We start from the raw sequence: 23,829 nt of genomic DNA, 5'->3' as shown, positions 1-23,829 counted from the left end.
TTATAACTCATCCAGATCGACCCTAACGCGTTTCTCCTTCACTCGTGATACGGAATTTAGCGATTAACCCAAAAAGCAGCAATAGGGCGTTATAAACGAGATGCCAAAATAAAAAGATTTTTCACAAAACTGTTCACTCTCTTCACCTTTCATTTTTTATCTTTATTTTTAGCACGTTAAGTGGTTAACAGTGAGTGAACAGGTGACGAGTTACTTATCACCCATACAGATAAGATACTGCCAGGCTGCAATTGTGGTACTCTTTATCGCATATATATGCGGATTAAAGGTGAAAGCCCATGCGTTATGAAATGGCGGTACTCGCGGCTCTGGTTCAAGAGGATTCTCCTAATACGCAATCTATCGTCACCGCGACAGGTATCTCTGAAAGAAAAGTACAGGACGTGTTAAACACGCTTCAGTCAACGATGGATATCAGCATTACACGCGTAAAAAATGGCAAACGGCAAGCTTTGTCTGTCTCGTCATGGGGCGTGTTTGGTGACGGAGAAAGGTTGATCGAGAAACTGAAAAATATCGATCTGTTGATATTCAAACAACATCGTAAAGTCACCACAAAAGCGTCGCCAAACAAAACGCGATCCTCGCGCATGGTGACGCTGGAAGAAAAGCGTGATTACTACAATCAGGTGAAACTCAAAAACTATCGGGACAGTATGCGCCTTGAGGGATTCAATATTGAAGATACACCACTTCCCGCTGACAAACAGGAAAGGGAAGCGCTGAGAAAAAATCTGATTGCCATGTATAAAGCGGGTGGTTATGTCTGATAAATACGGCTCAGGGCAAGATCCTTATACCTACCCTGATAGCAATGTTCTGATAAATAAGCTCGGCGTTAACGATGACAGTCAATTCGACGATGCGGAGCGTCAACTATCCGAACTGGCCGTTCTCGATATTGAATTTGAAGAACCGCCTTACGATCTGCATTACTGGTGTGGTCTGCATGGGAAAATATTTGGAGATTTATTCGATTGGGCAGGAGAAATACGGCGTATCGATATTTCTAAAGGTCAAACACGTTTTTGCACCGTATCCCGTATTGAAATTGAAGCCAATAAAATTTTTACGCAGCTATCCAATGATGATTTTTTACAAGGCCTTGAACGTCCAGCGCTAATAACCCAGTTAGCAGAATATTACTCAGATTTGAATGTGATTCACCCGTTTCGGGAAGGCAATGGACGTTCTCAGCGTTTATTGTTCGAGCATATGATTATCAATTGTGGCTATGGTGCCTCTTTCGAAAATATCGGCGTTCAGGAATGGTTAGCGGCTAACGTGGCCGGATACCATGGCAATACTCGACCATTAGCCGATATCTTCGAGAAAAGTATTCTCTGAATTCCCAATAAAAAGATTTTTCCCAAAACTGTTCACTTTCTTCACTACGGTTTTTTATTAATCAATGGATTAATCGGAGATGAGTTGGTGAACAGGTGATGAGTCACTCGTCACCCTTTGAAGTTTTTGGACGCCAAAAAACCGACCGAAGCCGGTTTTGTCGTTTCTGGTGTCTACCTCGCTATCTCGCACTTGGGCAGCCAGTCGGAGTCTGATTCGTCTTTCAGTTCAAGGTTAGTCTGTATGCCCTGATTGGTTCTGCTCTTGAGGTAAGTCTGCCCGTATTCCGACATCATATTCGGCAGCACCTTACCAAAGGCCGTCAGGCTGATCGGCTTCTGGTGACCGTGCGACTCCATAGAGGGCAGATAGGCGTGGTACAGGTATTTACGTGGATTACGCGGCGTATTTAGCCACTTTTTGCTGTGGATCGATGCCTTTTGCCAGCAGGGCTAAATGTTCTGCCCGTAGCTGTCTTGCGTCGGCCAACGATAAGGCTGGATAGCTGCCAAAGGAGAGTGTCGTGCGTTTCTTGGTATTAGGGCGTAGATAGCGAAACCGCCATAATTTTTTCCCTGACGGTTTGATAAGTAGAAAGAAGCCATCACCATCATGCAGGCTTAACTCTTTATCAGGCGTTCGTGCTTTGCTGACTTCGGTATGTGTTAGAGGGCGGGCAATTCTTGGCATGGTGGGGTCGTCCGTGTTTTAGGCCTACGTTTTTAGGCCTATATGATACCGTAGGCCTAAACGTAGGCCAATAATCTCTGGATTCAGGCGAATATCGTCGGACAATGACGGACACAAAAAAGCCCGCAGGGCTTGCGCCATGCGGGCTTTTCGTACTTCATCGGACTTATCTGGTAATACCCGATGTCTAAATTGGTGGAGCTGGGGGGATTTGAACCCCCGTCCGGAACCACTCTACCGTCGGTACTACATGCTTAGTCTATCTTTGCATTCGCTTGCCAGCTGCGAATAGACACGCCACTAACAAACTAGCCTGATTAGATTTAGTGCTTCAACCCCAGGCAAGGCATCCACACGATCTCTTTTGGGTTTGACCTCTCTTGATCCCCGTCCTAAGAGCGGAGGCTAGGGAGAGAGGGCTCAAAGCAGGTTATTAAGCTGCTAAAGCGTAGGTTTCGTCGTTTGCGACTATTTTTTTGCGGCTTTTTACGAGGCCAACCGCCCCTCGGCATGCACCTTGGGCTTTGCAAATCCCGTCGAATCCAGAATCAGCCCCCAAGAAACTGTTGCCAGTATACCAGAACTTACCGTTGTTAAGCCAGTGACTTAACGATTGGCGTTCTTCATGATACGGGCTTTGTCTAACTTCCATTCACGTTCTTTAATGTCATCACGCTTGTCGTGATCTTTTTTACCTTTCGCCACGCCGATTTTGACTTTGCTCCAGGCATTTTTCCAATACATGGACAGCGCGACGACCGTGTAGCCATCGCGACTAACTCGGCCAAACAGAGAATCTAGTTCGCGTTTGTTGAGTAAGAGTTTACGCGTGCGAATAGGATCGCAAACGACGTGCGATGAAGCCACATTCAGTGGCGTGATCGTTGCGCCAAACAGGTAAGCTTCACCGTTCATGAAGGTGACATAGCTGTCGCTGAGGTTTGCTTTGCCTGCGCGCAGTGATTTGACTTCCCATCCTTGCAGCGCAAGGCCAGCCTCAAATTCTTCCTCAATGAAGTATTCGTGACGGGCGCGCTTGTTTTGCGCAATGGTGGCGGAACCGGGTTTGTATGCTTTTTTCTTTGTCATAGTGCCGTCATTATACTGGATGTCATTGGGAATGAAATCCCCGCAGTGCGTCCGTGTCGTGGTTAATGATATCGTGCGATAAGCTTCGCAGAATTTTTGTCTGTCGGCCTATCAGTGCTATTATTTTGCGCGTTTTATGAATTTCGGAAAATAGTATGCCAAAGATAAGTCGCTCCGCACTGGTGCCGTTCAGTGCTGAACAGATGTACAAGCTGGTGAATGATGTCGCTTCCTATCCCGCGTTTTTACCGGGTTGTACGGGGAGCCGCGTGCTCTCTTCGTCAGAAAGGGAAATGACTGCCGCAGTCGACGTTTCCAAAGCTGGTATCAGCAAGACATTTACTACACGTAATACGCTGACGCACAACCAGAATATCAATATGCAATTGGTCGATGGCCCATTTCGTCAGTTGGGTGGCGATTGGCATTTTACGCCGTTGAGCGCCGATGCCTGCAAAGTCGAACTGCACCTGGAATTTGAATTCACCAATGCCTTGATTGAACTCGCTTTTGGCAAAGTATTCAAGGAGCTGGCAGGAAATATGGTGCAAGCTTTCACGCAGCGAGCAAAAGAGGTCTACCGTGTCCGCAATGCAGGTTGATGTGGTGTACGCGTTGCCAGAACGTCAGTATCTACGCACGGTGAAGCTGGAAGAGGGCAGCACGGTTGAGCAGGCTATTGTCGCATCGGGACTGTTGGAACTGCGCCATGATATCGATTTGCAGGTGAATAAAGTTGGTATTTACAGCCGTGCAGCGAAACTGGCTGATGTGGTGCAGGATGGTGACCGCGTAGAGATTTATCGTCCTCTGATTGCCGATCCGAAAGAACTACGCCGCCAGCGGGCGGAGCGTTCTAAGAGTAAATCCTGAGTTATGTCGTTAAACGACATAGGATGTTTCCACCGATTGCCCTGACCGATATGTCCTTACAAAAAACACAGGCAAACCTGAAGGCTTCAGATTTGCCTGCTGTTATTCCTGCCACACCAGACATCAAACCGCGTGTGCGCCGATTTCCCTAAGAGTCTGCCCATTGTGGGCTTCGTCGCAACGCATTGGCTGCCAAGATCGTTCATCCTGATTCAACTAAGCAGCGTGGAAAGTACTAATCCAGTGCGGGCTTGTTGTTGATGTTGGTCAGCACACCAGCGCCGCTGAAGGTGAGCGTCAGCGTTTGCTGTTTTACCGATTCATGACCTGGCTGTTGGCGGAAGACGTAAAACCAGGTATCGCTGCCAAACGGGTCCTGCATCATGGGAGTACCCAGCGTATAAGCGACCTGTTGTTTGGTCATGCCGGTGTGAATTTTTGCAACGTCAGCCGGTGCTAGATAGTTTCCCTGATTGATGTCCGGCCGATAGACCACTTTTTCCAGTGTGGAACAACCGGCAGTCAGCATAACAACCACCGCGGCGACGACAGTCAGCGTTTTACAGCGCATAGTGATTACATTCCTTAAGGGCATAGGTTGCCGATGATAATAGACCTTGCAGGACTTGGAAACCTACAAGGCGATTGTATGACCTCAGGAAGGTAAAAAAGTTGAGCTTTTTTACCTGTGATGCACCTTTCTTGCCCCGTCGGCAGCAGATTTTAGGCTGCCAGCAATTCTTTGGCATTCGCCAGCGTGTTTTTGGTCACGGCGCTGCCGCCCAGGAGACGAGCCAATTCTTGTAACCGAGCACGTTTATCCAACGGCTGCATCAGGGTTTCCGTTTCTGCGCCGTCCGTTTGTTTGCTTACGAAGAAGTGCTGATGACCACAGCCTGCGACCTGAGGCAAGTGCGTCACACACATAACCTGCGTGGATTCACCGAGCTGGCGTAGCATTCTGCCGACGATGGCGGCGGTTGGTCCGCTAATACCCACATCGACTTCATCGAAGATCATTGCTGGCGTATCCATTTTCTGCGCGGTAATGACCTGAATAATCAGTGCGATACGCGACAGCTCGCCGCCCGATGCTACTTTCGCTAGCGTCTGATGCGGTTGACCTGGGTTGGTGGTGACGCGGAATTCGATATTGTCAGCACCGGTGGCCGTCAGGCTGTCTGGCGTAAATTTCACATCAATGGTGAAGTGGCCGTGCGGCATTGCCAGTTCACGCATATTGGCAGTGATGAGCTGTGCCAGTTCACTCGCGTGGTGCTGACGACGCACGTGAAGCTGTTGTGCCAGATGCAATGCCTGCTGGTGATATTCGCCCACGGAGGCGCTGAGCGAGTCATGGTCGCTTTCCTGCTGTTCCAACTGTTGCTGTTCTTCCAGCAACTGCTGATGGAACGCGGGGAGCGCCTCTGGAGCAACATGGTGTTTGCGTGCCAGAGTGAGCTGGCGCGACAGGCGTTGCTCTAGCTCATACAGTCGAATTGGGTCGAGGTCCATTTGTTCGCTGTAGTGGCGCAGTTCATCGCTGGCTTCGCTAAGCTGAATGCCAGCTTCTTCGAGCATGGATAGCACGCCGGACAGCTTGTCATCCATACCGATGAGTTCGCCAAGCTGATGTTTTACGCTGTGCAGCATACTGATTATATTCTGCTCTTCGTCTTCGCTCAGCAACTGCATGGCCTGTTGGCTCATCGTCAACAACTGACCGCTATTTGCCAGACGCTTGTACTCAACATCGATCTGTTCGTATTCACTAGGCTGTGGTGCGAATTCATTCAGCTCCTTCAATTGATATTGCAGCAGTTCCCGGCGGGCTTCGCGTTCAATAGCCGCTTGTTGCAGCTGCGCCAGCGCGCGGCAGCTTTGGTGCCACTGATGCCAAACTTGTTGCATGGCAACAAGCAATTTTGGTTCATCGGCATAAGCATCCAGCAGGTGTTTTTGATGGTCGGGACGCAGCAGGAGCTGATGAGCATGCTGGCCGTGTACCTGAATCAGGTGCTGGCCAAGTTCACGCAATTGAGACAGCGGTACGGCGGTGCCGTTAATAAAGCCGCGTGAGCGGCCATCGGCACTAATGACGCGACGTAGCAGGCACTCGTTACTGTCATCCAACTGGTTTTCTTCCAGCCACTGACGTGCCGTTGGGGTATCTGCGAGCGCAAAACGGGCGCAGATGTCGGCTCGGGCAGATCCCGGCCTGACCATGCTGGCGTCAGAACGATTTCCCAGACATAAGCCGAGGGCATCAATCGCAATCGATTTCCCCGCACCAGTTTCCCCGGTGATGACGCTCATTCCTGATTGAAAATCGATCTCTAATTCGCGCACGATGGCGAAGTTACTGATAGTGAGTTGCGCCAGCATGATAAGCCTCTGTATGTAATTACATGTGATTACATACAGTATAAACTGGTTTTATATACAGTAAAGTAGATTGGTGGAATCTTAGAATAATTTTTTTGACCAGCCAAGTTTTGAACTTAGTGTATTGAAATAACTATAGTTTTCTGGATGAATCAAATTCAGGTGATGTTCGCTGCGGCGAATCAGTACCTCTTCGCCCTCTTGCACCGGTAGCGCAATCTGGCTGTCGCAGCTGATTTCCAGATCGTTAGTGATGCAAGAAAATTTCAGCCGAATTGTACTGCTACTGTTGATGACCAGCGGGCGGGCAGACAAGGTGTGCGGGAACATGGGCACCAGCGCAATGGCTTCCAAAGATGGCGTTAAGATCGGGCCACCAGCGGAAAGGGAGTAGGCGGTTGAGCCGGTTGGCGTGGCGATAATCAGGCCGTCTGAACGCTGAGAGAAAGCGAATTTGTCGTCAATATAGACTTCAAATTCAATCATGTGTGCGACTTTCCCTGGGTGAAGTACGACTTCATTAATGGCGGTGCTGATGCTGTCGGGCTGGTTTGCGCGGCAAACGTGCGCTTCCAGCATGAAACGCTGTTCGCTCAGGTAATGGCCGTCGAGCACGTCAGAAAGTTGCTGCTGGGCATGATCGGGATCGAGATCGGTTAAAAAACCGAGGTTGCCACGGTTCACACCGATCACCTTGATGTCATAGCGCGACAGCACGCGTGCGGCGCCCAGCATGTTGCCATCACCGCCGACCACCACTGCCAGATCCGCCTGCTGACCGATGTCGGCAAGGCTAGCTGTCGGTGCGTTTTTGAGGTTAAGTTCCCGCGCAATCTGCTGTTCGATCAGAACGGAGTAACCTTTTTCGGTGAGCCAATGATAGAGCATCTCATGCGTTGCCAACGCCGTTGGGTGGCGCGGGTGGCCGACAATGCCAATACAATTAAACGGCCTGTTCATTGTAAGCGGTGTGTTCATTGCTGTTTTGTCCTCAGCGTGGTGTATCGGCAGCGTTGGGAACCAATATATGACAGGTTCCCTTGAATCCCCGATTTTGATCCCCATAATAAGCAACTAGCGAGATTAATGCTAAACCGCGGAGAATTTCATGAGTAGTAAAGAACAGAAAACGCCTGACGAGCAAGTCCTGGATCAAAAGGAAGCAGCAAAAGGGCAGCAAGCGGATGCCGCACCAGAGACGGCAGACGTAGCTGACCCGCGTGATGCGCGCATCGCCGAGCTGGAAACCCAGTTGAGTGAGCTGCAACAGCGTGAACGTGACAATATGCTTCGCGTTCGTGCTGAAGCCGATAACGTTCGCCGCCGTGCGGAAATGGATATCGAGAAGGCGCATAAATTTGCGGTAGAGAAATTTGCCAATGAAATGCTGCCAGTCATCGATAATCTGGAACGTGCGCTGGATACGGCAGACAAAGCCAACGAATCATTGGCTGCGATGATTGAAGGTGTCGAACTGACGCTGAAATCGTTGCTGGATGCCGTGCATAAGTTTGGCATCGAGGTTGTGGGTGATGTGGGTGTGCCGTTTAATCCAGAAGTGCATCAGGCGATGACCATGCTACCTTCGGCCGATCACCAGCCGAACCATGTCATGATGGTTATGCAAAAAGGCTACACGCTGAACGGGCGTTTGCTGCGCCCGGCGATGGTTGCGGTTTCAAAAGCACAAGACTAATATTTTCTGCTTTTACGCACGCTATTTAAAATGTATCTTCATCCCAAACCCCGTGCCACCGCATGGGGTTTTTTGTTTATATCTTGTTAAGATTTGTTTGATAAAAAAGATGTTTTTTAGCTTTTGAATGACTCATCATCGTTAACTATCAAAAGAATTGGTATTACCACTCTAAATGCACTTGATAATCATTATCGTTTTTGTGAGAGTAATAAAACAACAGTGTTAGAAGGGTCATACTATGCCGGGTAGTCGTGCTATTGAGTCCACAAGCCGTACATCAAGGAAGGTCAAACTTTCGCTGATGGGCCCGGCGTTTATCGCGGCAATTGGTTATATCGATCCCGGTAACTTTGCCACAAACATCCAGTCAGGTGCGGCCTATGGTTACACGCTGCTGTGGGTGGTGGTGTGGGCTAACCTGATGGCGATGCTGATCCAGTTGTTGTCCGCCAAATTGGGGATCGCAACGGGTAAGAATCTGGCGGAGCATATCCGCGATCGTTTCCCGCGCCCGGCCGTTTGGGCTTACTGGGTGCAGGCCGAAATTATTGCGATGGCGACCGATTTGGCGGAGTTTATCGGGGCGGCGATTGGCTTCAAATTGTTGCTGGGCGTGTCACTGCTTGAAGGTGCTATCCTCACCGCTATCGCTACTTTCCTGATTCTCATGCTGCAACAGCGTGGGCAGAAACCGTTAGAAATGGTCATCGGCGGGCTGCTGCTGTTTGTGGCAGCGGCGTATATTGTCGAGCTGGTATTTTCTCAGCCTGAGCTGTCCGCGTTAGCCAAAGGCATGGCAATGCCTAGTCTACCGACCTCCGATGCCGTGCTGCTAGCGGCGGGTGTGTTAGGGGCGACCATTATGCCGCATGTGATTTACCTGCACTCTTCGCTGACGCAACATGAGGGAAACCATACCCGTGCCGAACGCTATTCGGCAACGAAAGTCGATGTCGCGATTGCGATGACGATAGCGGGATTCGTCAATCTGGCGATGATGGCAACAGCAGCCGCAGCGTTCCATTTTAGCGGCAACCAGGATATTGCCGATCTGGATAAAGCCTATCTCACGCTTGAGCCGCTGTTAGGAAAAGCTGCCGCAGTCATTTTTGGCTTAAGTTTGGTGGCCGCGGGTCTTTCCTCTACCGTCGTTGGTACGTTGGCAGGGCAGGTGGTGATGCAGGGATTCGTGCGTTTCCATATTCCGCTCTGGGTTCGCCGTACTGTCACAATGCTGCCGTCATTTATCGTGATCCTGTCCGGTATGGACCCGACGCGGGTGCTGGTGCTGAGTCAGGTGATACTGAGCTTCGGGATTGCTCTGGCACTGGTTCCGTTATTGTCTTTCACTGGTAACCGTGAACTGATGGGCTCGATGGTTAACGGCAAATGGGTACAGCGCATCGGACAACTCATTGTTGTGCTAGTCGTTTCCCTGAATATGTATTTACTGGTTGATACCATACTGGGGATATAAATTTGGGGCGATCTTACCGCTAAAATAGAATTGCCCCATAAAATAAGCGTCACTAACCAGATCGTTATAGTTAGGCTCAACTCGTTCATTCATCATCGTCTCATGAGCATTCAGTAGTCGATGTTTTCTTGGTCTGCTGATATTTCAGTGTCGGGGAAGATTTCTTGCAGTTCCACACGTTTGCAGATGACAAAGCCAGAATCAAAGAGCAACGCTTTAACGCTCCCTTTCATTTCAACTGACGGAACGAATCGGGTTTTAAGCACGCTGGATAACGCGTGTTGATAAGCTTCTAATAGAGGTTTAGGTCCGTTAGCGAGTAACCCGTTGCCATCATTGCCGAATATCGGCTCGCCTTGGTGTCGATACGTATTGATGTAACGGCTCATTGGCCGCCAGTCGCCGAGAAGATGCTTGTGAGCCACCCAGATACGCCCGAGTAGTTCATAGCTTGATGCCGTCGCTGCGGTGGAATAGTACAGGCCACCTTTCTGTGCGTTGTAGTCCCACAATAGCGGATGCCGATCGGTGAATGTTATTTCGCCTGAGCTGGTGGGCTGGATATCATGTTCGACAACGTCATAGCAGCAAATCATAAAGTGACGCAGATAAGACTCATGCGGTTCGCAGTAGACGGAGTGATTGTGTTGCTCGTCATAGCGCCAGTTATCGCAACAGAAGTGGATCGTTAGCGTATTCGTGCTGGTGTGTTGTACGCTGGAAATATAGCCGTTTAAATCCTCGTACAGCGCCTCGGCTAACTGTTCAATATCCATATTTCTTGATCCCTTAAGCGGTGGACTCTCAGAGAAAATGCAGGTATTCCCGTTCATACTTGGCAAAGACGGATACCAGCATATCAGTATCAGCCTCGTACATCAGCTGCGCCCCGCGAAAGGGGATGTATCGCGGGTGAACATCCTTAATCTACATCAGGCGGTGCAGAGGGTTTCTCTGGCGCTTTTCTCAATTCTGTTACTGGCACGCCGCCGATCCCCCAATTGTCTGTTTCGACTTCATCAATGACGACTACGGTTGTTTTTGGGTTTTTATCAAGCACATCGACCAGCAACTGTGTCACGCCCTCAATCAACTGACGTTTTTGTTCCGCGGTGACACCTTCATTGGTGATTTTGATATTGACGTATGGCATGGGTTCTCCAGAGCGATGGTAGTGGTCAGCGATAAGGTAGAGAGGTCTATCATACGACGAACCATAACAAGAATGTGCCGTTATCCTGCCCGTTTTCTCATCAAATAAAAGGGGATATGATGGATTAACGTCGTCGTAAATGAATGAGCCTTTCCAACCATCGATCACCGAGGTGTTTGCATGTCGTCTCCTATTGATATCGTCGAAAAGAAGCTGCTATCCGATAACTGGTATATTCTGAATAAATATACGTTTGATTTAAAAAGAAATAATGGCGGTGTGGTTCGCCAGGTCCGTGAGGTTTACGACCGGGGGGATGGGGCGACGATTCTGTTGTACAACCGTGAGAAAGGCACGGTAATTCTGACACGACAATTCCGTATTCCCACCTTCGTTAACGGCAACGAAAGCGGCATGCTGTTGGAAACTTGCGCGGGTTTGCTCGACGATCATTCGCCCGAAGAGTGCATTCGTAATGAGGCGATAGAAGAAACGGGCTATGCGATCGGCAATGTTGAGAAACTGTTCTATGCCTATATGTCGCCGGGCAGCGTGACGGAGCGCGTGTACTTTTTCGCTGCCGAATACGATGAATCGCTGCGGGATAATGCGGGCGGTGGCGTGGAAGATGAAGATATTGAGGTACTGGAACTGCCGTTCAGCGAAGCCGTCGCGATGATGAACGATGGACGGATTAAAGACGGCAAGACCATCATGCTGCTACAGCACGCGATCATTCGCGGCTGGTTTGCCAAGGCATAGGCATGTTTTGCGGCACACGGGTATCCCCATGTGCCGCTTGATTTTCTGTGGTAACGCTTTCATTTTTGCGTAATTCCACGGTGAAGGGGTGATTATGGTTAATATGAGCTGAATAATCTTTTTATTTGTTTTTGTATTGTTGTTTTTTGCTTTATTTTCAATTGATTGTGGTTTTTGTTGTTTTTATTTTAATCAAGATTATCGACTGGCATGGGATTTATGGGAGGAAATTTTTCCTAAATTTTTTGTATTTAGATCGAATATTTAGTCATTTTTCTCCCTGTTGTGTGACCCGTATCACCGGATGAAAGAATGTAAGCGGTGTAACTCGTTGCTTCATTATGCAGTAACTCATATCCTCTCTTTACAAAAAGTAAAGAAGGACTGCTCTGATGAAGATCAAGAATAAAGTACCTGCCCTATTTGCAGTTTCATTCCTCACGCTGAGTTTATCGAGTCAAAGCCTGGCTGCTGAAGTCAGCGTGTGGGCCTGGGACCCTAACTTCAATGTCGCGGCAATGCATGAGGCATCGTCGGTATATAAAAAGTCCGATCCAAGTTTTAGTCTGAAGGTGATCGACTCAGGTAAAGAAGATATTGAGCAGAAATTAAATACCATGCTGGCTTCTGGGGTTAAAAACGCGCTTCCTGATATTGTACTTATTGAAGATTATAATGCTCAGAAATATCTTCAGGCTTATCCTGACTCGTTTATCCCATTACAAGATTCTATCGATTATAGTAAATTTGCACCTTATAAAACTAAAGTGATGACGGTAGGGAATAAGGTATACGGTGTTCCTTTTGATTCTGGCGTGGCCGGAATGTTCTATCGACTCGATTATCTGGAAGCTGCTGGCTATAAAGAAAGTGATATGGTGAATATCACTTGGGATAAATATATTGAGATCGGCAAGCAGGTAAAAGCGAAAACCGGTGTTGATATGCTGACCTACGATATGAACGATGTGGTTCTTCCTCATATTATGATGCAGTCCGGTGGAGAGTGGTTCTTTGATAATCAAGGGCAGCTCAATCTCACTAAAAACAATGCACTGAAAGAAACATTGAAAACAATTAAAGCAATTAATGACGCCAAAATAGCACGTCCTATTTCTGGTTGGTCTAGTTTTGTGGGGAGTTTTAATGCCGGGAAATCAGCGAGTGTGGTTTCTGGGGTATGGGTGATTGGTTCAATTAAAAGTGCTGAAGATCAGAAAGGGAAATGGCGTGTTGCGCCTATTCCACGGTTGAACCTCGACAACGCGGTACATGCCTCCAATCAGGGGGGCTCGAGCTGGTATGTCTTAAAGGGGGGGAAAAATACTAAACAGGCGATTGAATTTTTGCAGAAAACCTTCGCGGCGGATAGCAGTATGTATCAAACCCTTTTGGTCGATCGTGGTGCGCTCGCAACCTTCCTTCCTGCCACTTCCGGCCCTGCTTACGCAGTAAACGATCCGTTCTTTGGTGGGCAACCCGTGTTCGCTGATTTTTCTAAATGGGTGACTGAAATCCCACAAGTTTCCTACGGCATGTATACCCAGGAAGTTGATAACGCAATTGCCGCGGAAATACCTGCATTACTAAAAGGTGATTCTGTTGATAACGTTTTAAAACGTGCCGAAACGACATTAAAAAACCAGATTATGCAGTAGCGAGTGTGAGCTTGGGGGTGGTGAGCCCTCAAGCATTTCTCTCCAGAAATCGATGGTGTAATAATGATGTATAAACCTAAAATGAATAGGCTTTATAACATCAACGGCTGGTTTTTTGTTGCTACCGCCGTTGGGTTAATTGCCTTAATGACGATATACCCTATATTCAAGTCACTTTGGCTATCGTTTCAGTCTGGCCGTGGTGTAGTAACACAATTTGTTGGCCTGGGAAATATCTTTCGTTTATTCAATGATCCTATGTTCAAAACGGCACTTTGGAATACGTTAGTGTTTTTGGTCATCCAAGTTCCGATTATGATTTTATTATCATTAGCTATTTCTTCTTGTTTAAATTCGTCTCAGCTGAAATATCGACAGTGGTTTAGAATCGCGATCTTTTTACCTTGTGTAACATCATTGGTTGCCTACTCAATTCTTTTTAAGAGTATGTTTGAACTGGATGGCGTGATTAACTCATTTTTATTGTTTATTCATGTCATTGACGATCCGATTCCGTGGCTATCCGATCCCTTCTGGGCGAAAGTGACTATCATTATTGCCATTACATGGCGTTGGACGGGATATAACATGATATTTTATCTTTCCGCTATGCAGAATATTGATAAGTCGATTTATGAGGCCGCCCGGGTTGATGGTGTTAGCCCCATTAAGCAATTTTTCTTCATTACGATACCTTTACTGAAACCGGTTATTCTTTTTACCAGTGTGACATCAACTATTGGTACATTACAGTTGTTTGATGAAGCGATGAATATCACGAATGGTGGTCCGGCAAATGCGACGCTGACGTTATCGCTGTATATCTATAACCTGTCATTCAAATTTGTGCCTAACTTTGGCTATGCTGCAACGGTTTCATACGTCATTGTTGTTTTTTCAGCAGTGCTGGCACTGATTCAGTTTAAAGCTGCGCGGAAGGGATGATATGAGAAAAAGTAAAGTTAACAGTATACTCATGCATATTTTTCTCGTGTTGATGAGCATTTTTTCGCTTTTCCCTTTCTATTGGATGGTGGTATCGAGTACCAATAGCACCAGTCAAATTAACATGGGGAAATTCACGTTTGGCGATCAATTGCTGGTCAACTTTACCAATCTGACGAGCCAGGTGGATCTGGGGCTGGTATTCTGGAACACATCAAAAATTGCGTTGATTAGTACGGTATCAACACTTGTCGTGTGCTCTATCGCAGGCTATGCGTTTGAAATTTATGCCAGTAAGAATCGTGAGCGTGTCTATGTGGCGCTATTAACGACGATGATGATTCCGTTTGCGGCATTAATGATTCCGCTCTTCACCATGTTTGGTCAGGCTGGGTTACTCGATACGCATTTTGCCGTGATCATGCCGACCGTGGCCGGGGCATTTATTATTTTCTACTTTAGACAGTGTACTAAAACATTTCCGAGAGAACTGATCGATGCGGCGCGTGTGGAAAGCGTTGCTGAGTGGAAAATTTTCTTGTATGTCTACGTGCCGATTATGCGTGCCAGTTATTCTGCTGCTTTTATTATTGTGTTCATGACGTCATGGAATGCCTTTCTCTGGCCGCTTATTGTCCTTCAATCTAACGAATTAAAAACGATTAATCTGGTGCTATCGAGTTTTGCTTCCGCTTATTCTCCAGATTTCGGACTTATTATGGTTGGAACAGTGATTTCTACACTTCCCAGTTTACTTATCTTCTTTGCCATGCAGAAGCAATTTATCGCCAGCATGACGGGAGCGGTAAAGTAATTCGCTCTCAATGGCAAATTAACGTTTGAGGTTCACATGGCTGATATTTTACTAAAAAATATAGTGAAACGTTACGATAAGACGGAAACGATCCATCGTATCAATCTTGAAATTAATTCTGGTGAGTTTGTGGTATTCGTTGGCCCATCGGGATGTGGTAAGTCGACGTTGCTGAGAATGATCGCTGGACTGGAAGAGATCACGGAGGGTGAAATTCATATTGATAACCGTCTGGTTAACCATTTTGATCCCGCGGAGCGAGGAATTGCGATGGTTTTCCAATCCTATGCGCTGTATCCACATATGACAGTGGCTGAAAATATGGGATTTGGGTTAAGAATGAATGGGCACCCTAAAGCCGAAGTCGAAAAAATGGTGCGAAAGGCGGCGATGACGCTTCAGCTCGAAGCCTTGTTAGATCGTACACCGAAGCAACTGTCTGGCGGCCAGCGTCAGCGCGTTGCGATCGGGCGGGCCATTGTACGCGATCCTAAAGTGTTCTTATTCGATGAGCCGTTATCAAACCTTGATGCCGAATTACGCGTGGAAATGCGTTTGCAGATTGCCCGGCTTCATCAGGAAATGCGTAACACGATGGTATATGTGACGCATGATCAAGTGGAAGCGATGACGTTGGCGGATAAAATCGTGGTGCTGAACAAAGGATATATTGAGCAGGTTGGCACACCGATGGAGCTATACCATAAGCCAGAGAATATTTTTGTCGCTGGTTTTATCGGTTCACCGAATATGAATTTTCTACCCGGTGAAGTGATACAGATTGAAGGGAATTGCGTGAGTATTTTGATCAATAAACTCAATACGCTTTCCGTTAATCTTGCTAACCACGGATTGCGTGTCGATCAGAAAATCACCGTGGGTATTCGCCCTGAGCATCTGAGTATTGACCCGAATGGTGGTGATGTCAGCTTGTCTATCAATAATGAGGTCACTGAAAGGTTGGGTAATGCTACGTATATTTTTGGTGCTTACTCTGGTGTGAATCATTTTAAGGTGCATTTATCGGGTGACAACAGTATTGCGCCTTATTCAACGATCCCGCTTACCTGTCGTAGTGAAAATCTGCATTTTTTTGATGAGAGCGGAAAGCGAATTAATTAATTAAATAATAGATGCCTGTAATGGTGAGGTTAACTTCATCGAAAACGTAATATTGAATTCGTGGGAAAAGATCAGGGAATTAACTAAGCAGCCAATGATATTAACATTGGCTGTTTGGTTTGTTATGTGAAATTTATTTTTTATAAATATCGAACGCTATTTTTTCTGTACCGGATGTTTATGTAATCAATACCATTTAAGAGTGTTATCTCAAGGAGAAATGAATGAAAAAGAATAATTATTCAGGAATGATCCCTGTATTGTTAATGCTATTTATAGGGTTCATGGCGACCAATCTGGCTAAAGCGGCACAGCCGTTTGCTTATGGTGCAGATATTGGTTGGGTAAAGCAATTGGAAGATCGAGGGGTTACCTGGCGTGACGATGCTGGAACTCAGCGTGATGTCTTACAGATATTGCGCGATCACGGCATAAACGCCGTGCGGTTGCGTATTTTTGTTAATCCCGATCCCAGCGCGTTATGGCATAAAGATAATACGACCTGGACGATGCTTGGCTATACGGATAAAACCCGCGTGGTGGATGCCGCGCAGCGTGCCAAAGCGATGGGAATGCGCGTCATGGTCGATTTTCATTACAGCGATGTTTTCGCAGATCCTGGTCATCAAATCAAACCAGCCGCGTGGAAGAACTACAATCTGAGCCAATTAACGACGGCCGTTTATAATCACACTCATGAGGTGATGGCTGCGTTGATATCCGCGGGCGTGACGCCTGAATGGGTGCAGGTCGGCAACGAAATGAATCCAGGAATTTTATTACCGGAAGGCAGCACCAGTCGGTTTGCCAATTTAACTCAGCTACTGAATGCGGGCTATGATGCGGTTAAATCAGTCAGCCCTTCCTCTAAGGTGATCAGCCATTTGGCGCATGGAGATAATAATTCCAACTCTCGCTGGTTTTTTGACAATTTCCTCACCACGCACGGTGGGAAAACCGATGTGATTGGTTTTTCATTCTACCCCTATTGGGAGGGGAAAAATTATTGGGAGCTTACTGGCGCTCTGGCGAGCAATCTCAATGATATGGCGAGCCGGTATGGTAAAGAAGTCATGGTCGTTGAAGTCGGCGGTTTGGAAACTAACCCGACAGATAGTTACTGGACGATTAAGGATACGATTAATCTTGTTAAAGCGGTGCCGGGAAATAAAGGGATTGGGGTTTTTTATTGGGAACCTGCGGGGAATGCCAGCGTGTTGCCGGATGGCTACGCATTAGGGGCGACGACGCGCGTTTCAAACAATGTATTGCAATTTACCCGAGCACTGGACGCGTTTGCCGAATCACAAATCAATTTCATCAACGGAACCCGTTATAAGATCGCTAATCGACATAGTGGTAAATCGCTTAATGTTGTGAGCGGTTCGCGTGAAGATGGCGCATGGGTTGAACAATACAGTGACGGCAACTGGGACAGCCAGCGTTTTTATTTTAATGCGATTGGCAATGGTTATTTCAATCTGGTGAATGTGAATAGCGGAAAGTACATTGATGTTAATTTCAGTGCCAATGAGGATGGTGCGCAAATTCTCCAAATGTATAACACCGGCCATTTTAGCCAGCAATGGCTGATTTTAGATGCTGGCGATGGCTATTATAAAATCATGAATAGGAACAGTGGGAAGCTTTTGGATGTTAACAGCCGTTCAACAGAGAACGGTGCATCCGGTATTCAATGGCATGATAACGGGGGATGGAATCAGCTGTGGAAAATTACCGCTAATTGATGCTCTCTGGCCACGTAGCTTATTCATAAAGGTAATAAATAGAAGTATAATACGGGTACGGTTACATCGGGTTGAGTGTGAAGCTTTCGCGCCAAACCATCTCATAACCAATCTGTACGTGTTTTTTATAATAGCGTCCTGCCACCAACTCTAAAAACAGATCGACGGCGGCTTCGCCCATTTCAGTGGGGTAGAGCCGCATTGTGGTCAAACTGGGATTGAGATGCTGTGCTGTGGGGATGTCATTCATCCCAATCACTTTTATTTGCTTAGGAATGGCAATACCTTTCTCTTGAATCGCCCGGTACACGCCAATAGCGATAATGTCTGTCGCCGCAAACACGACATCAGGCCACTCTTTTTGTTGCAGCAACTCATTCATCGCCTGATAGCCGGACTCAATACAGAATAACTGACTGACCTTGCATCGCGACTCGTCGTAGATACCGTGTTTTTGCGTTATATCCTGAAAGACATGCAACCGGCTTTCATTGTTCCCTATAAATGCGGGGCGCTGAGCGCCACTATTCACAATGTAATGTAAGACTTCGCGTGCAGCCGCTTCCCGATCAAAAAGCACGGCGTCACATTGTTTATCGAGAGGGGCCGAGTCGATAAAAATTAGGTTTTTATTTAATGAATAGATTAAGGCGATGTCGCTATCGCTAAAGTGACCTACGCAAATGATCGCTTGCGCCTGAGCTAAGGTCTGGCTATTGGATGATAAATTGGTGGTGAATAGATTGCGTAACGAAATATTAAAATGGTGGCAGCGGTTTTCAATGCCAATACGCATTGCGGTGAAATAAGGGTCGTTGAGTTCTTCTGAGGGCGTAAGAAAGTGGACGACGGCGAGATTCAATAAGTTGTCATTATCCATTTTGAAATGAGAGCGGACAACAAGCGAGTTCTCTAACCTTTTTTTCTGCTGCTTACGTTGTGTCGGCGATAAATATGCCAACTCATGGGCGATTTTCTTGATGAGTTGGCGCTTTTCTTTGGTTATGGACAGGCTGGGATCGTTATTAAGTACGCGAGAAACGGTTGAGGCTGCCACCCCGGCTTTTTGAGCGATATCTGTAATCGTTGCCACAAAAAATTTTCCATAATTTGCTTATGAAAATGATAGTAGCCAATGCCTTATTGATTGAACATGCCCAGTACCCAAAAATGCGATGAAACTTTCAGTAATCGCCGTGTCACCCGCATGGGTTGTTCCTTGTCCAAATGGACTATCAGGGATGGGTTCTTGTGCGTGTTGCACTTGTGAGTTCATCAGAACGAGGCGGTACAGCCGCGGCAGGAAAACCGCTGATCAATTTATCGCCGATTGGGCGAGCTTTACTGTTCTGGAGTGATGCGAACGATATGAATAATCAGGTACAGCATTTCATCGTTAGAGATGTCGATGTTGAGAAGGTTGTGAATGTAGTCTTTGATTAGGCGGCTACATTTATAGGCATCAGGATACTCTTTGGTGACCTGATCAAAAATAAAATCATCATTTGAATGAATCAGGCTATTTTCTAACAGGCGCTGGATAAAGAATTGCATATGCGTCAGGAAGCGTGAGTAGTTAATCGATTCTTTATCAATCACGATATGGAAGTTGTACTGAATAATATTAAAGATATCTTTCAGCATCTTAACCGACTGAAGCGTGTTCTCCATATTCTGAACGTCGGTTTGCGCGTTGACCAAATGAAACGCGATATTGCCCGCTTCTTCTTCTGGCAATTCCAGCGTCATCTGCTGATTAATGTCGTTGAGCGCCCGCAAAGCAATCGCAAATTCCTGCGGGTAGAACCGCTTTACCTCATAAAGCAGACGATTTTGTATGCTGATGCCTTTGCGATAACGCTCAATCGCAAAGCTGATATGGTCGATCAGCGTAAAAAAGACCTGTTCGCTCAAGCGGCTATGAAGCTGCCGGTTCGCATCATCAATAATCTTATTCACGATGTGGACATATTCTTCCCCGACGTGCTCAATCAGACGAGCAAATTCGCGTGGCGATGTTCCGTCCTTGAGAATAAAGGTTTTCTCAATCTTGGCTGGATCGAGAATATCTCCCGTCTTGCTGTTAAAGCCGATCCCTTTCCCCATGACAATGATTTCGTTGTTATCTGCATCAGAAGATAACACCAGGCTATTGTTCAGTATTTTTATTGCTTTTATCGGTTTAGCCATTATGCGTTTCTTGAGTGATATCTGTGGGAACGTCAGTGAAATAATAACCCATTTCTTCTCTTTTATGTTGCAGGTGGGCCTCCCGCAACATAAGTGATTCAGAACCGGGCTTATCCCCGTTTTAATACCGCCTACCGGGTATTAGGGCGTACTGGGAAATAACTGTGCGCCATTTGATTCTATGACACCCCGATACCAGTAAAAACTTTTCTTTTTGATGCGGCGCAGATCTTTCAGATCGAATTCATCGCGGTTCACATAAATAAATCCGTAGCGCTTACCGTAGCCCTGATGGGTACTAACTACATCGATAGCGGACCACGGACAATAGCCAATCAGATCAACGCCATCGCTGATGGCGAGCTGCATTTGTTCGATATGGCGAGCAATAAAATCGATGCGGTATTGATCGTTGACGGTACCGTCGGCCTCAAGCTTATCCGGTGCGCCCATGCCGTTTTCCGTAATCAGGATCGGCAGATGATAGCGCTCGTAGGTTTTACGCAGCGTTAAACGCAAACCAATGGGATCGATCACCCAGCCATAAGGCGTTTTATCGACGTGCGGATTGTCTGCTGCGCGATAGACGCCGGGTTCACCCAGCATGATCTGCTGATCGCCCGCGCGGGCGCTGACGTCCGATGCATCGCCTTTACTGGCGGCAATGGTGGCGGTGGAATAGTAGTTAATTGCCACGTAGTCGGGCTTGCCGGACTGTAGGATCTCGTCATCGCCGGGCAATGTCTCCGGTGCCAGACCACGATCTTCCAGATAGCGCCAAGCCAGCGCGTTGTAGCGGCCATGTACGGCAACATCCAGAAAGCTCCAGCAGCGCAGCGTTTCCCAGTTATGCGCGGCAATGGCATCTTCCGGTTTGCTGGTGGCCTGATACATAGACGTGGTGTTGATCGCCGGACCAATCAGGCCGTTGGGGGCGAGTTTGTGACACAGCGCCATGACCTGCGCCTGCGCCAGCATCATGTGGTGGTTCTGCTGATATAGCACTTTCTTGGAGGGCAAAACGCCACCTTCCGGCAGACCAATCGCGCCGGGGTGCAGAATCATGGTGTTCTGCTCATTAATCGTCAGCCAGTATTTCACCTTGTCGCCGAAATGCGTAAACAGCGTGCGGGCGTAGTGAACGAAGGCATCAATCGTGGTGCGGTTCTGCCAGCCGCCTTGTGCTTCCAGACAATAAGGCAAATCGAAATGGTAGAGCGTGACGACCGGTTCGATACCGTGGGCGTTCAGCTCATCAATCAGGCTGTTGTAAAACGCGATGCCCGGCGGATTTACTGCACCGGTGCCGTCGGGAAGAATACGCGTCCAGGCGATAGAGAAGCGATAGGCCTTTAACCCCAGTTCCGCAAACAGCTGCACGTCTTCTTTAAAGCGATGGTAGTGATCGCTGGCAACGGTGAAGTCGGCGGTGTTTTCTGGGTGTAGGCATTTATCAATGATCGACGGGCTTTTCCCCTCGGCTTGCCAGCCCCCCTCGACCTGATAAGCCGAGGTTGAGGCTCCCCACAGAAAGCCCGCAGGGAAGTGTTTTTGCTGTTGATAGTGCATATTTTCTCTCACATCCGGGAAGACGGAAAAGGCATCGGGCAAGACGCCCAATGCCTCTATGGGTATCAGGCGTGCACGTTAATGATGGTATCCATCTGTGCGATCGGCTGTGGTGCGGTACAGACGACGCTGGCGTAGTCATCGCTGTTGATGATCACCACTGGCGTAATCGGGTCATACCCCAAATGCGTGATTTCATGCAGATCGAAGCTAATTAGCCTGTCGCCCGCGCTAACCCTGTCGCCCGGTTTGATATAGCCGGTAAAGTGCTTACCGTTGAGGTTCACCGTGTCGAGGCCGACATGAATCAGTAATTCCAGACCGTTATCTGTCCGGATACCGACGGCATGTTTTGACTCAAGGAACGTGATGATCTCCCCACTGACGGGCGCGACGACTTCACCGTTGTCAGGAATAATCGCGACGCCTTGCCCCAGTAATCCCTGCGAGAATACGTCATCGTTGATGTCATTCAGCGCGACCAGCTTGCCGGACAGCGGGCTGAGAATCGTTTGTGGTTCAGCGTGACTTTCCGCCGCCTGCGGTTTTTGGGAAGGCTCTGCTACTGATGTCGGCTGACTATTGCTGGTGTGTGCGGTCTCGGTTTCATCCACCGGATCGTCGAATCCCATGATCCAGGTGAGCGCAAACGTGACGACAATCGCAATGGCGCAGGTGATCAGCGCATGGACGATGTTCATTGGGTTTTCACCGATAAAGGCAGGCAGCGCTGCCAGCCCCGGAGAGACGAAGGCATAGCGAACCAACCCAGCTAAACCAGCATAGATACCCGCACAGCCCCCGCCAATCATGGCGGCAATCAGCGGTTTCTTCAGTTTCAGCGTTACCCCGTACAAGGAAGGCTCGGTGATACCCAGCAGGGCGGTAAAGCCTGCTGAAGAAGCCAGCTGTTTCAGATTCTTGTTCTTGGTTTTAAACGCGACACATAGCGTGGCGGCACCCTGAGCAATGTTGGAAGCCAACATACCGGGTCCGTTGATCATCTCGAAACCATTGCGGGTCAACTGCGAGGTGGCAATTGGCGTCATTGCCCACGCCGTACCGGTGATGACCAAAAACGGTTGCAGACCGCCCATCAGCATCGGAATAAGCCAGCTCGCCTTGCCATCGATGATTGCAGCACCGCTGGCGACTAGATCGTTGAGGAAAATACCGAAAGGCCCAATGACCACCAGCGCGAGCGGTGCGGTAAACAGCAGCACGATCATCGGTTTGGTGAAAAATTTGATCATGGACGGCGAAATCTTTTCGGCAAACTGCTCGATGTAAGACATGATCCATACGGTAAGAATGATTGGCAACACCGATCCGGCGTAGTCCGCCAGCCGTACCGGAATACCGATAAAGCTGATGGGGCCGCCGGAGGCCAGTAGCTGAGCCAGATTCGGGTGCAGCAGTGCGCCCGCAATCGTCATCGCCAGAATCGGGTTACAGGCGAACTTGATGGAGGCACCGTAAGCCAGCAGCACAGGCAGGAAGAAGAAGGCCGCATCGGAGATGGTGTCCAGCAGGCGATAGGTTGTGCTGTCGGCGGAAATTAACCCCGTCAGCTTGAGGATCGCCAGCAGGGCTTTAATCATCCCTGCGCCGGTAATCGCCGGGATAACGGGCGTGAAGGTGGTGGAAATCACGCTGATGATTTGCGAGAAAATGCCGCCTTTCTTCTGCGGTTCTTTACTGCTGGCAGTGCGCTGGCCGTTCATCTCGCCAATCTCGTTCAAAATCGCGCGATAGGTGATTTGGACATCGTTGCCGATGACCACCTGAAACTGACCGCCGCGATCGACCACGCTGATGACGCCGGGGAGTTTGGCAATCGCTTCTGCCTGTACGGCATGGCTATCGTTGAACTCAAAGCGTAAGCGGGTGGCGCAGTGGGTCAGCTTGCTGACGTTCTGCTTGCCGCCGCTTAACGCGAGGATGTCGACTCCAAGTTTTTGATAATTCATTTTTTGATAATTCATAGCTTTACCCTGTGTTGACGCCAATTAGGCCAAAAAAAAAGACCAAAATAAAAATGCACCTCTAAAAAAGAGGAAATGCATTTTTACTTTGGTCTTGCCTGCCGAAGCAGTAGCACGCCGCGATAAAAATAGGCTGGTGCAACTTATGGTGTTGCGCCGCAATATCAGCATGCGGCGCTGGCGTTATGCAATGTAGTCAGATGAATTAATTGATCTGGATCACAAACAATGTGGCTGTTTGCGATCCTTTTGCGCACGGTATCGCAGTTTTATCGCATCAATTTTACCGCGCCGCCGCTTTA

The 23,829-nt window shown here is 48.0% G+C and carries 22 protein-coding genes, 1 other RNA gene and 2 pseudogenes; 12 read left to right on the top strand and 13 right to left on the bottom strand.

The window, feature by feature from the left end:
- Window positions 1-299 precede the first annotated feature (299 nt).
- Both A6301_RS21000 and A6301_RS20995 read left to right on the top strand, forming a co-directional pair.
- Window positions 300-791 carry a YhfG family protein gene (locus A6301_RS21000; RefSeq protein ID WP_234258659.1) on the top strand — a complete coding sequence of 164 codons (492 nt, stop codon included), beginning with the start codon at window positions 300-302 and terminating at the stop codon, window positions 789-791.
- Window positions 784-1,368: a putative adenosine monophosphate-protein transferase Fic gene (locus A6301_RS20995; protein WP_234258658.1), complete on the top strand. Its 585-nt coding sequence runs from the start codon at window positions 784-786 to the stop codon at window positions 1,366-1,368. The genes A6301_RS21000 and A6301_RS20995 overlap by 8 nt, the downstream gene beginning before the upstream one ends.
- A gap of 173 nt (window positions 1,369-1,541) precedes the next feature.
- Here A6301_RS20995 and A6301_RS20990 read toward each other — a convergent pair.
- The 4 genes and pseudogenes from A6301_RS20990 to smpB form a co-directional block, all read right to left on the bottom strand.
- A pseudogene (locus A6301_RS20990) lies at window positions 1,542-1,775 on the bottom strand (winged helix-turn-helix domain-containing protein); the annotation flags it as partial.
- Window positions 1,771-2,058, bottom strand: a pseudogene (locus A6301_RS20985) (integrase arm-type DNA-binding domain-containing protein); the annotation flags it as partial. The pseudogenes A6301_RS20990 and A6301_RS20985, both read right to left, overlap by 5 nt.
- A 193-nt stretch (window positions 2,059-2,251) precedes the next feature.
- Window positions 2,252-2,614: a transfer-messenger RNA gene (ssrA, locus tag A6301_RS20980) on the bottom strand.
- 50 nt (window positions 2,615-2,664) lie between these two features.
- Window positions 2,665-3,147 (bottom strand): SsrA-binding protein SmpB, encoded by a 483-nt coding sequence (gene smpB / locus A6301_RS20975; protein WP_010282425.1) that lies wholly within the window; start codon window positions 3,145-3,147, stop codon window positions 2,665-2,667.
- 155 nt (window positions 3,148-3,302) lie between these two features.
- Between smpB and A6301_RS20970 the strand changes: the two genes are divergently transcribed.
- A complete protein-coding gene (locus A6301_RS20970; RefSeq protein WP_107170359.1) occupies window positions 3,303-3,749 on the top strand; it encodes a type II toxin-antitoxin system RatA family toxin in 447 nt (148 codons plus the stop codon).
- Window positions 3,739-4,020, top strand: a complete 282-nt coding sequence (locus tag A6301_RS20965) for an RnfH family protein (RefSeq protein WP_207189301.1) — start codon at window positions 3,739-3,741, stop codon at window positions 4,018-4,020. Before A6301_RS20970 ends, A6301_RS20965 begins: the two co-directional genes overlap by 11 nt.
- A gap of 235 nt (window positions 4,021-4,255) precedes the next feature.
- Here A6301_RS20965 and bamE read toward each other — a convergent pair whose 3' ends face one another.
- The 3 genes from bamE to nadK all read right to left on the bottom strand — a co-directional run bounded on the left by bamE (window position 4,256) and on the right by nadK (window position 7,365).
- The gene (gene bamE / locus A6301_RS20960) at window positions 4,256-4,591 is read right to left on the bottom strand and encodes an outer membrane protein assembly factor BamE (protein WP_107170358.1); all 336 of its coding nucleotides are present in this window, start codon (window positions 4,589-4,591) and stop codon (window positions 4,256-4,258) included.
- Between the two features lie 152 nt (window positions 4,592-4,743).
- Entirely contained in the window at window positions 4,744-6,405 is a 1,662-nt protein-coding gene (recN, locus tag A6301_RS20955) for a DNA repair protein RecN (protein ID WP_107170357.1), read from the bottom strand.
- Window positions 6,406-6,486: 81 nt separating this feature from the next.
- On the bottom strand, window positions 6,487-7,365 hold the full coding sequence (gene nadK, locus A6301_RS20950) for an NAD(+) kinase (protein WP_107170356.1): 879 nt from the start codon (window positions 7,363-7,365) through the stop codon (window positions 6,487-6,489).
- A gap of 148 nt (window positions 7,366-7,513) precedes the next feature.
- Here nadK and grpE point away from each other — a divergent pair, with 148 nt between their 5' ends.
- Together grpE and A6301_RS20940 are read left to right on the top strand one after the other, a co-directional pair.
- Window positions 7,514-8,101 carry a nucleotide exchange factor GrpE gene (gene grpE, locus A6301_RS20945; RefSeq protein ID WP_234258657.1) on the top strand — a complete coding sequence of 196 codons (588 nt, stop codon included), beginning with the start codon at window positions 7,514-7,516 and terminating at the stop codon, window positions 8,099-8,101.
- 241 nt (window positions 8,102-8,342) lie between these two features.
- Entirely contained in the window at window positions 8,343-9,581 is a 1,239-nt protein-coding gene (locus tag A6301_RS20940; protein ID WP_234258656.1) for an Nramp family divalent metal transporter, read from the top strand.
- Window positions 9,582-9,691: 110 nt separating this feature from the next.
- Here A6301_RS20940 and A6301_RS20935 read toward each other — a convergent pair whose 3' ends face one another.
- Together A6301_RS20935 and A6301_RS20930 are read right to left on the bottom strand one after the other, a co-directional pair.
- A complete protein-coding gene (locus A6301_RS20935) occupies window positions 9,692-10,357 on the bottom strand; it encodes a hypothetical protein (protein ID WP_107170353.1) in 666 nt (221 codons plus the stop codon).
- A gap of 146 nt (window positions 10,358-10,503) precedes the next feature.
- The gene (locus A6301_RS20930) at window positions 10,504-10,734 is read right to left on the bottom strand and encodes a 2-hydroxymuconate tautomerase family protein (protein ID WP_215483854.1); all 231 of its coding nucleotides are present in this window, start codon (window positions 10,732-10,734) and stop codon (window positions 10,504-10,506) included.
- Between the two features lie 180 nt (window positions 10,735-10,914).
- Between A6301_RS20930 and nudK the strand changes: the two genes are divergently transcribed.
- The 6 genes from nudK (at window position 10,915) to A6301_RS20900 (ending at window position 17,783) form a co-directional block, all read left to right on the top strand.
- Window positions 10,915-11,496 carry a GDP-mannose pyrophosphatase NudK gene (gene nudK, locus A6301_RS20925; RefSeq protein ID WP_107170351.1) on the top strand — a complete coding sequence of 194 codons (582 nt, stop codon included), beginning with the start codon at window positions 10,915-10,917 and terminating at the stop codon, window positions 11,494-11,496.
- Between the two features lie 392 nt (window positions 11,497-11,888).
- The gene (locus A6301_RS20920) at window positions 11,889-13,154 is read left to right on the top strand and encodes an ABC transporter substrate-binding protein (RefSeq protein WP_107170350.1); all 1,266 of its coding nucleotides are present in this window, start codon (window positions 11,889-11,891) and stop codon (window positions 13,152-13,154) included.
- A gap of 63 nt (window positions 13,155-13,217) precedes the next feature.
- A complete protein-coding gene (locus A6301_RS20915) occupies window positions 13,218-14,099 on the top strand; it encodes a carbohydrate ABC transporter permease (protein ID WP_107170349.1) in 882 nt (293 codons plus the stop codon).
- A gap of 1 nt (window position 14,100) precedes the next feature.
- Window positions 14,101-14,913, top strand: a complete 813-nt coding sequence (locus tag A6301_RS20910; protein WP_107170348.1) for a carbohydrate ABC transporter permease — start codon at window positions 14,101-14,103, stop codon at window positions 14,911-14,913.
- A 36-nt stretch (window positions 14,914-14,949) separates the two neighbouring features.
- Window positions 14,950-16,035: an ABC transporter ATP-binding protein gene (locus tag A6301_RS20905; RefSeq protein WP_107170347.1), complete on the top strand. Its 1,086-nt coding sequence runs from the start codon at window positions 14,950-14,952 to the stop codon at window positions 16,033-16,035.
- A gap of 224 nt (window positions 16,036-16,259) precedes the next feature.
- Window positions 16,260-17,783 carry a glycosyl hydrolase 53 family protein gene (locus tag A6301_RS20900; RefSeq protein ID WP_107170346.1) on the top strand — a complete coding sequence of 508 codons (1,524 nt, stop codon included), beginning with the start codon at window positions 16,260-16,262 and terminating at the stop codon, window positions 17,781-17,783.
- 61 nt (window positions 17,784-17,844) lie between these two features.
- On the opposite strand, the gene A6301_RS20895 is transcribed toward A6301_RS20900, so the two are convergent.
- From A6301_RS20895 to A6301_RS20880, 4 genes are all read right to left on the bottom strand, one after another.
- A complete protein-coding gene (locus tag A6301_RS20895) occupies window positions 17,845-18,876 on the bottom strand; it encodes a LacI family DNA-binding transcriptional regulator (RefSeq protein ID WP_234258655.1) in 1,032 nt (343 codons plus the stop codon).
- A gap of 248 nt (window positions 18,877-19,124) precedes the next feature.
- Window positions 19,125-19,973, bottom strand: a complete 849-nt coding sequence (gene licT, locus A6301_RS20890; protein ID WP_205541184.1) for a BglG family transcription antiterminator LicT — start codon at window positions 19,971-19,973, stop codon at window positions 19,125-19,127.
- Between the two features lie 141 nt (window positions 19,974-20,114).
- Complete coding sequence (locus A6301_RS20885) at window positions 20,115-21,542, bottom strand: glycoside hydrolase family 1 protein (protein ID WP_234258710.1); 1,428 nt, start codon at window positions 21,540-21,542, stop codon at window positions 20,115-20,117.
- 65 nt (window positions 21,543-21,607) lie between these two features.
- Complete coding sequence (locus A6301_RS20880; protein WP_234258709.1) at window positions 21,608-23,512, bottom strand: beta-glucoside-specific PTS transporter subunit IIABC; 1,905 nt, start codon at window positions 23,510-23,512, stop codon at window positions 21,608-21,610.
- Between the last annotated feature and the right edge of the window lie 317 nt (window positions 23,513-23,829).

The organism is Pectobacterium sp. IFB5596, from assembly GCF_021432585.1.
In the GTDB taxonomy this organism is placed as follows: domain Bacteria; phylum Pseudomonadota; class Gammaproteobacteria; order Enterobacterales; family Enterobacteriaceae; genus Pectobacterium; species Pectobacterium punjabense.
Note: the sequence above shows the minus strand (reverse complement) of the source record. Positions and strands in the feature narration are given on the sequence as shown.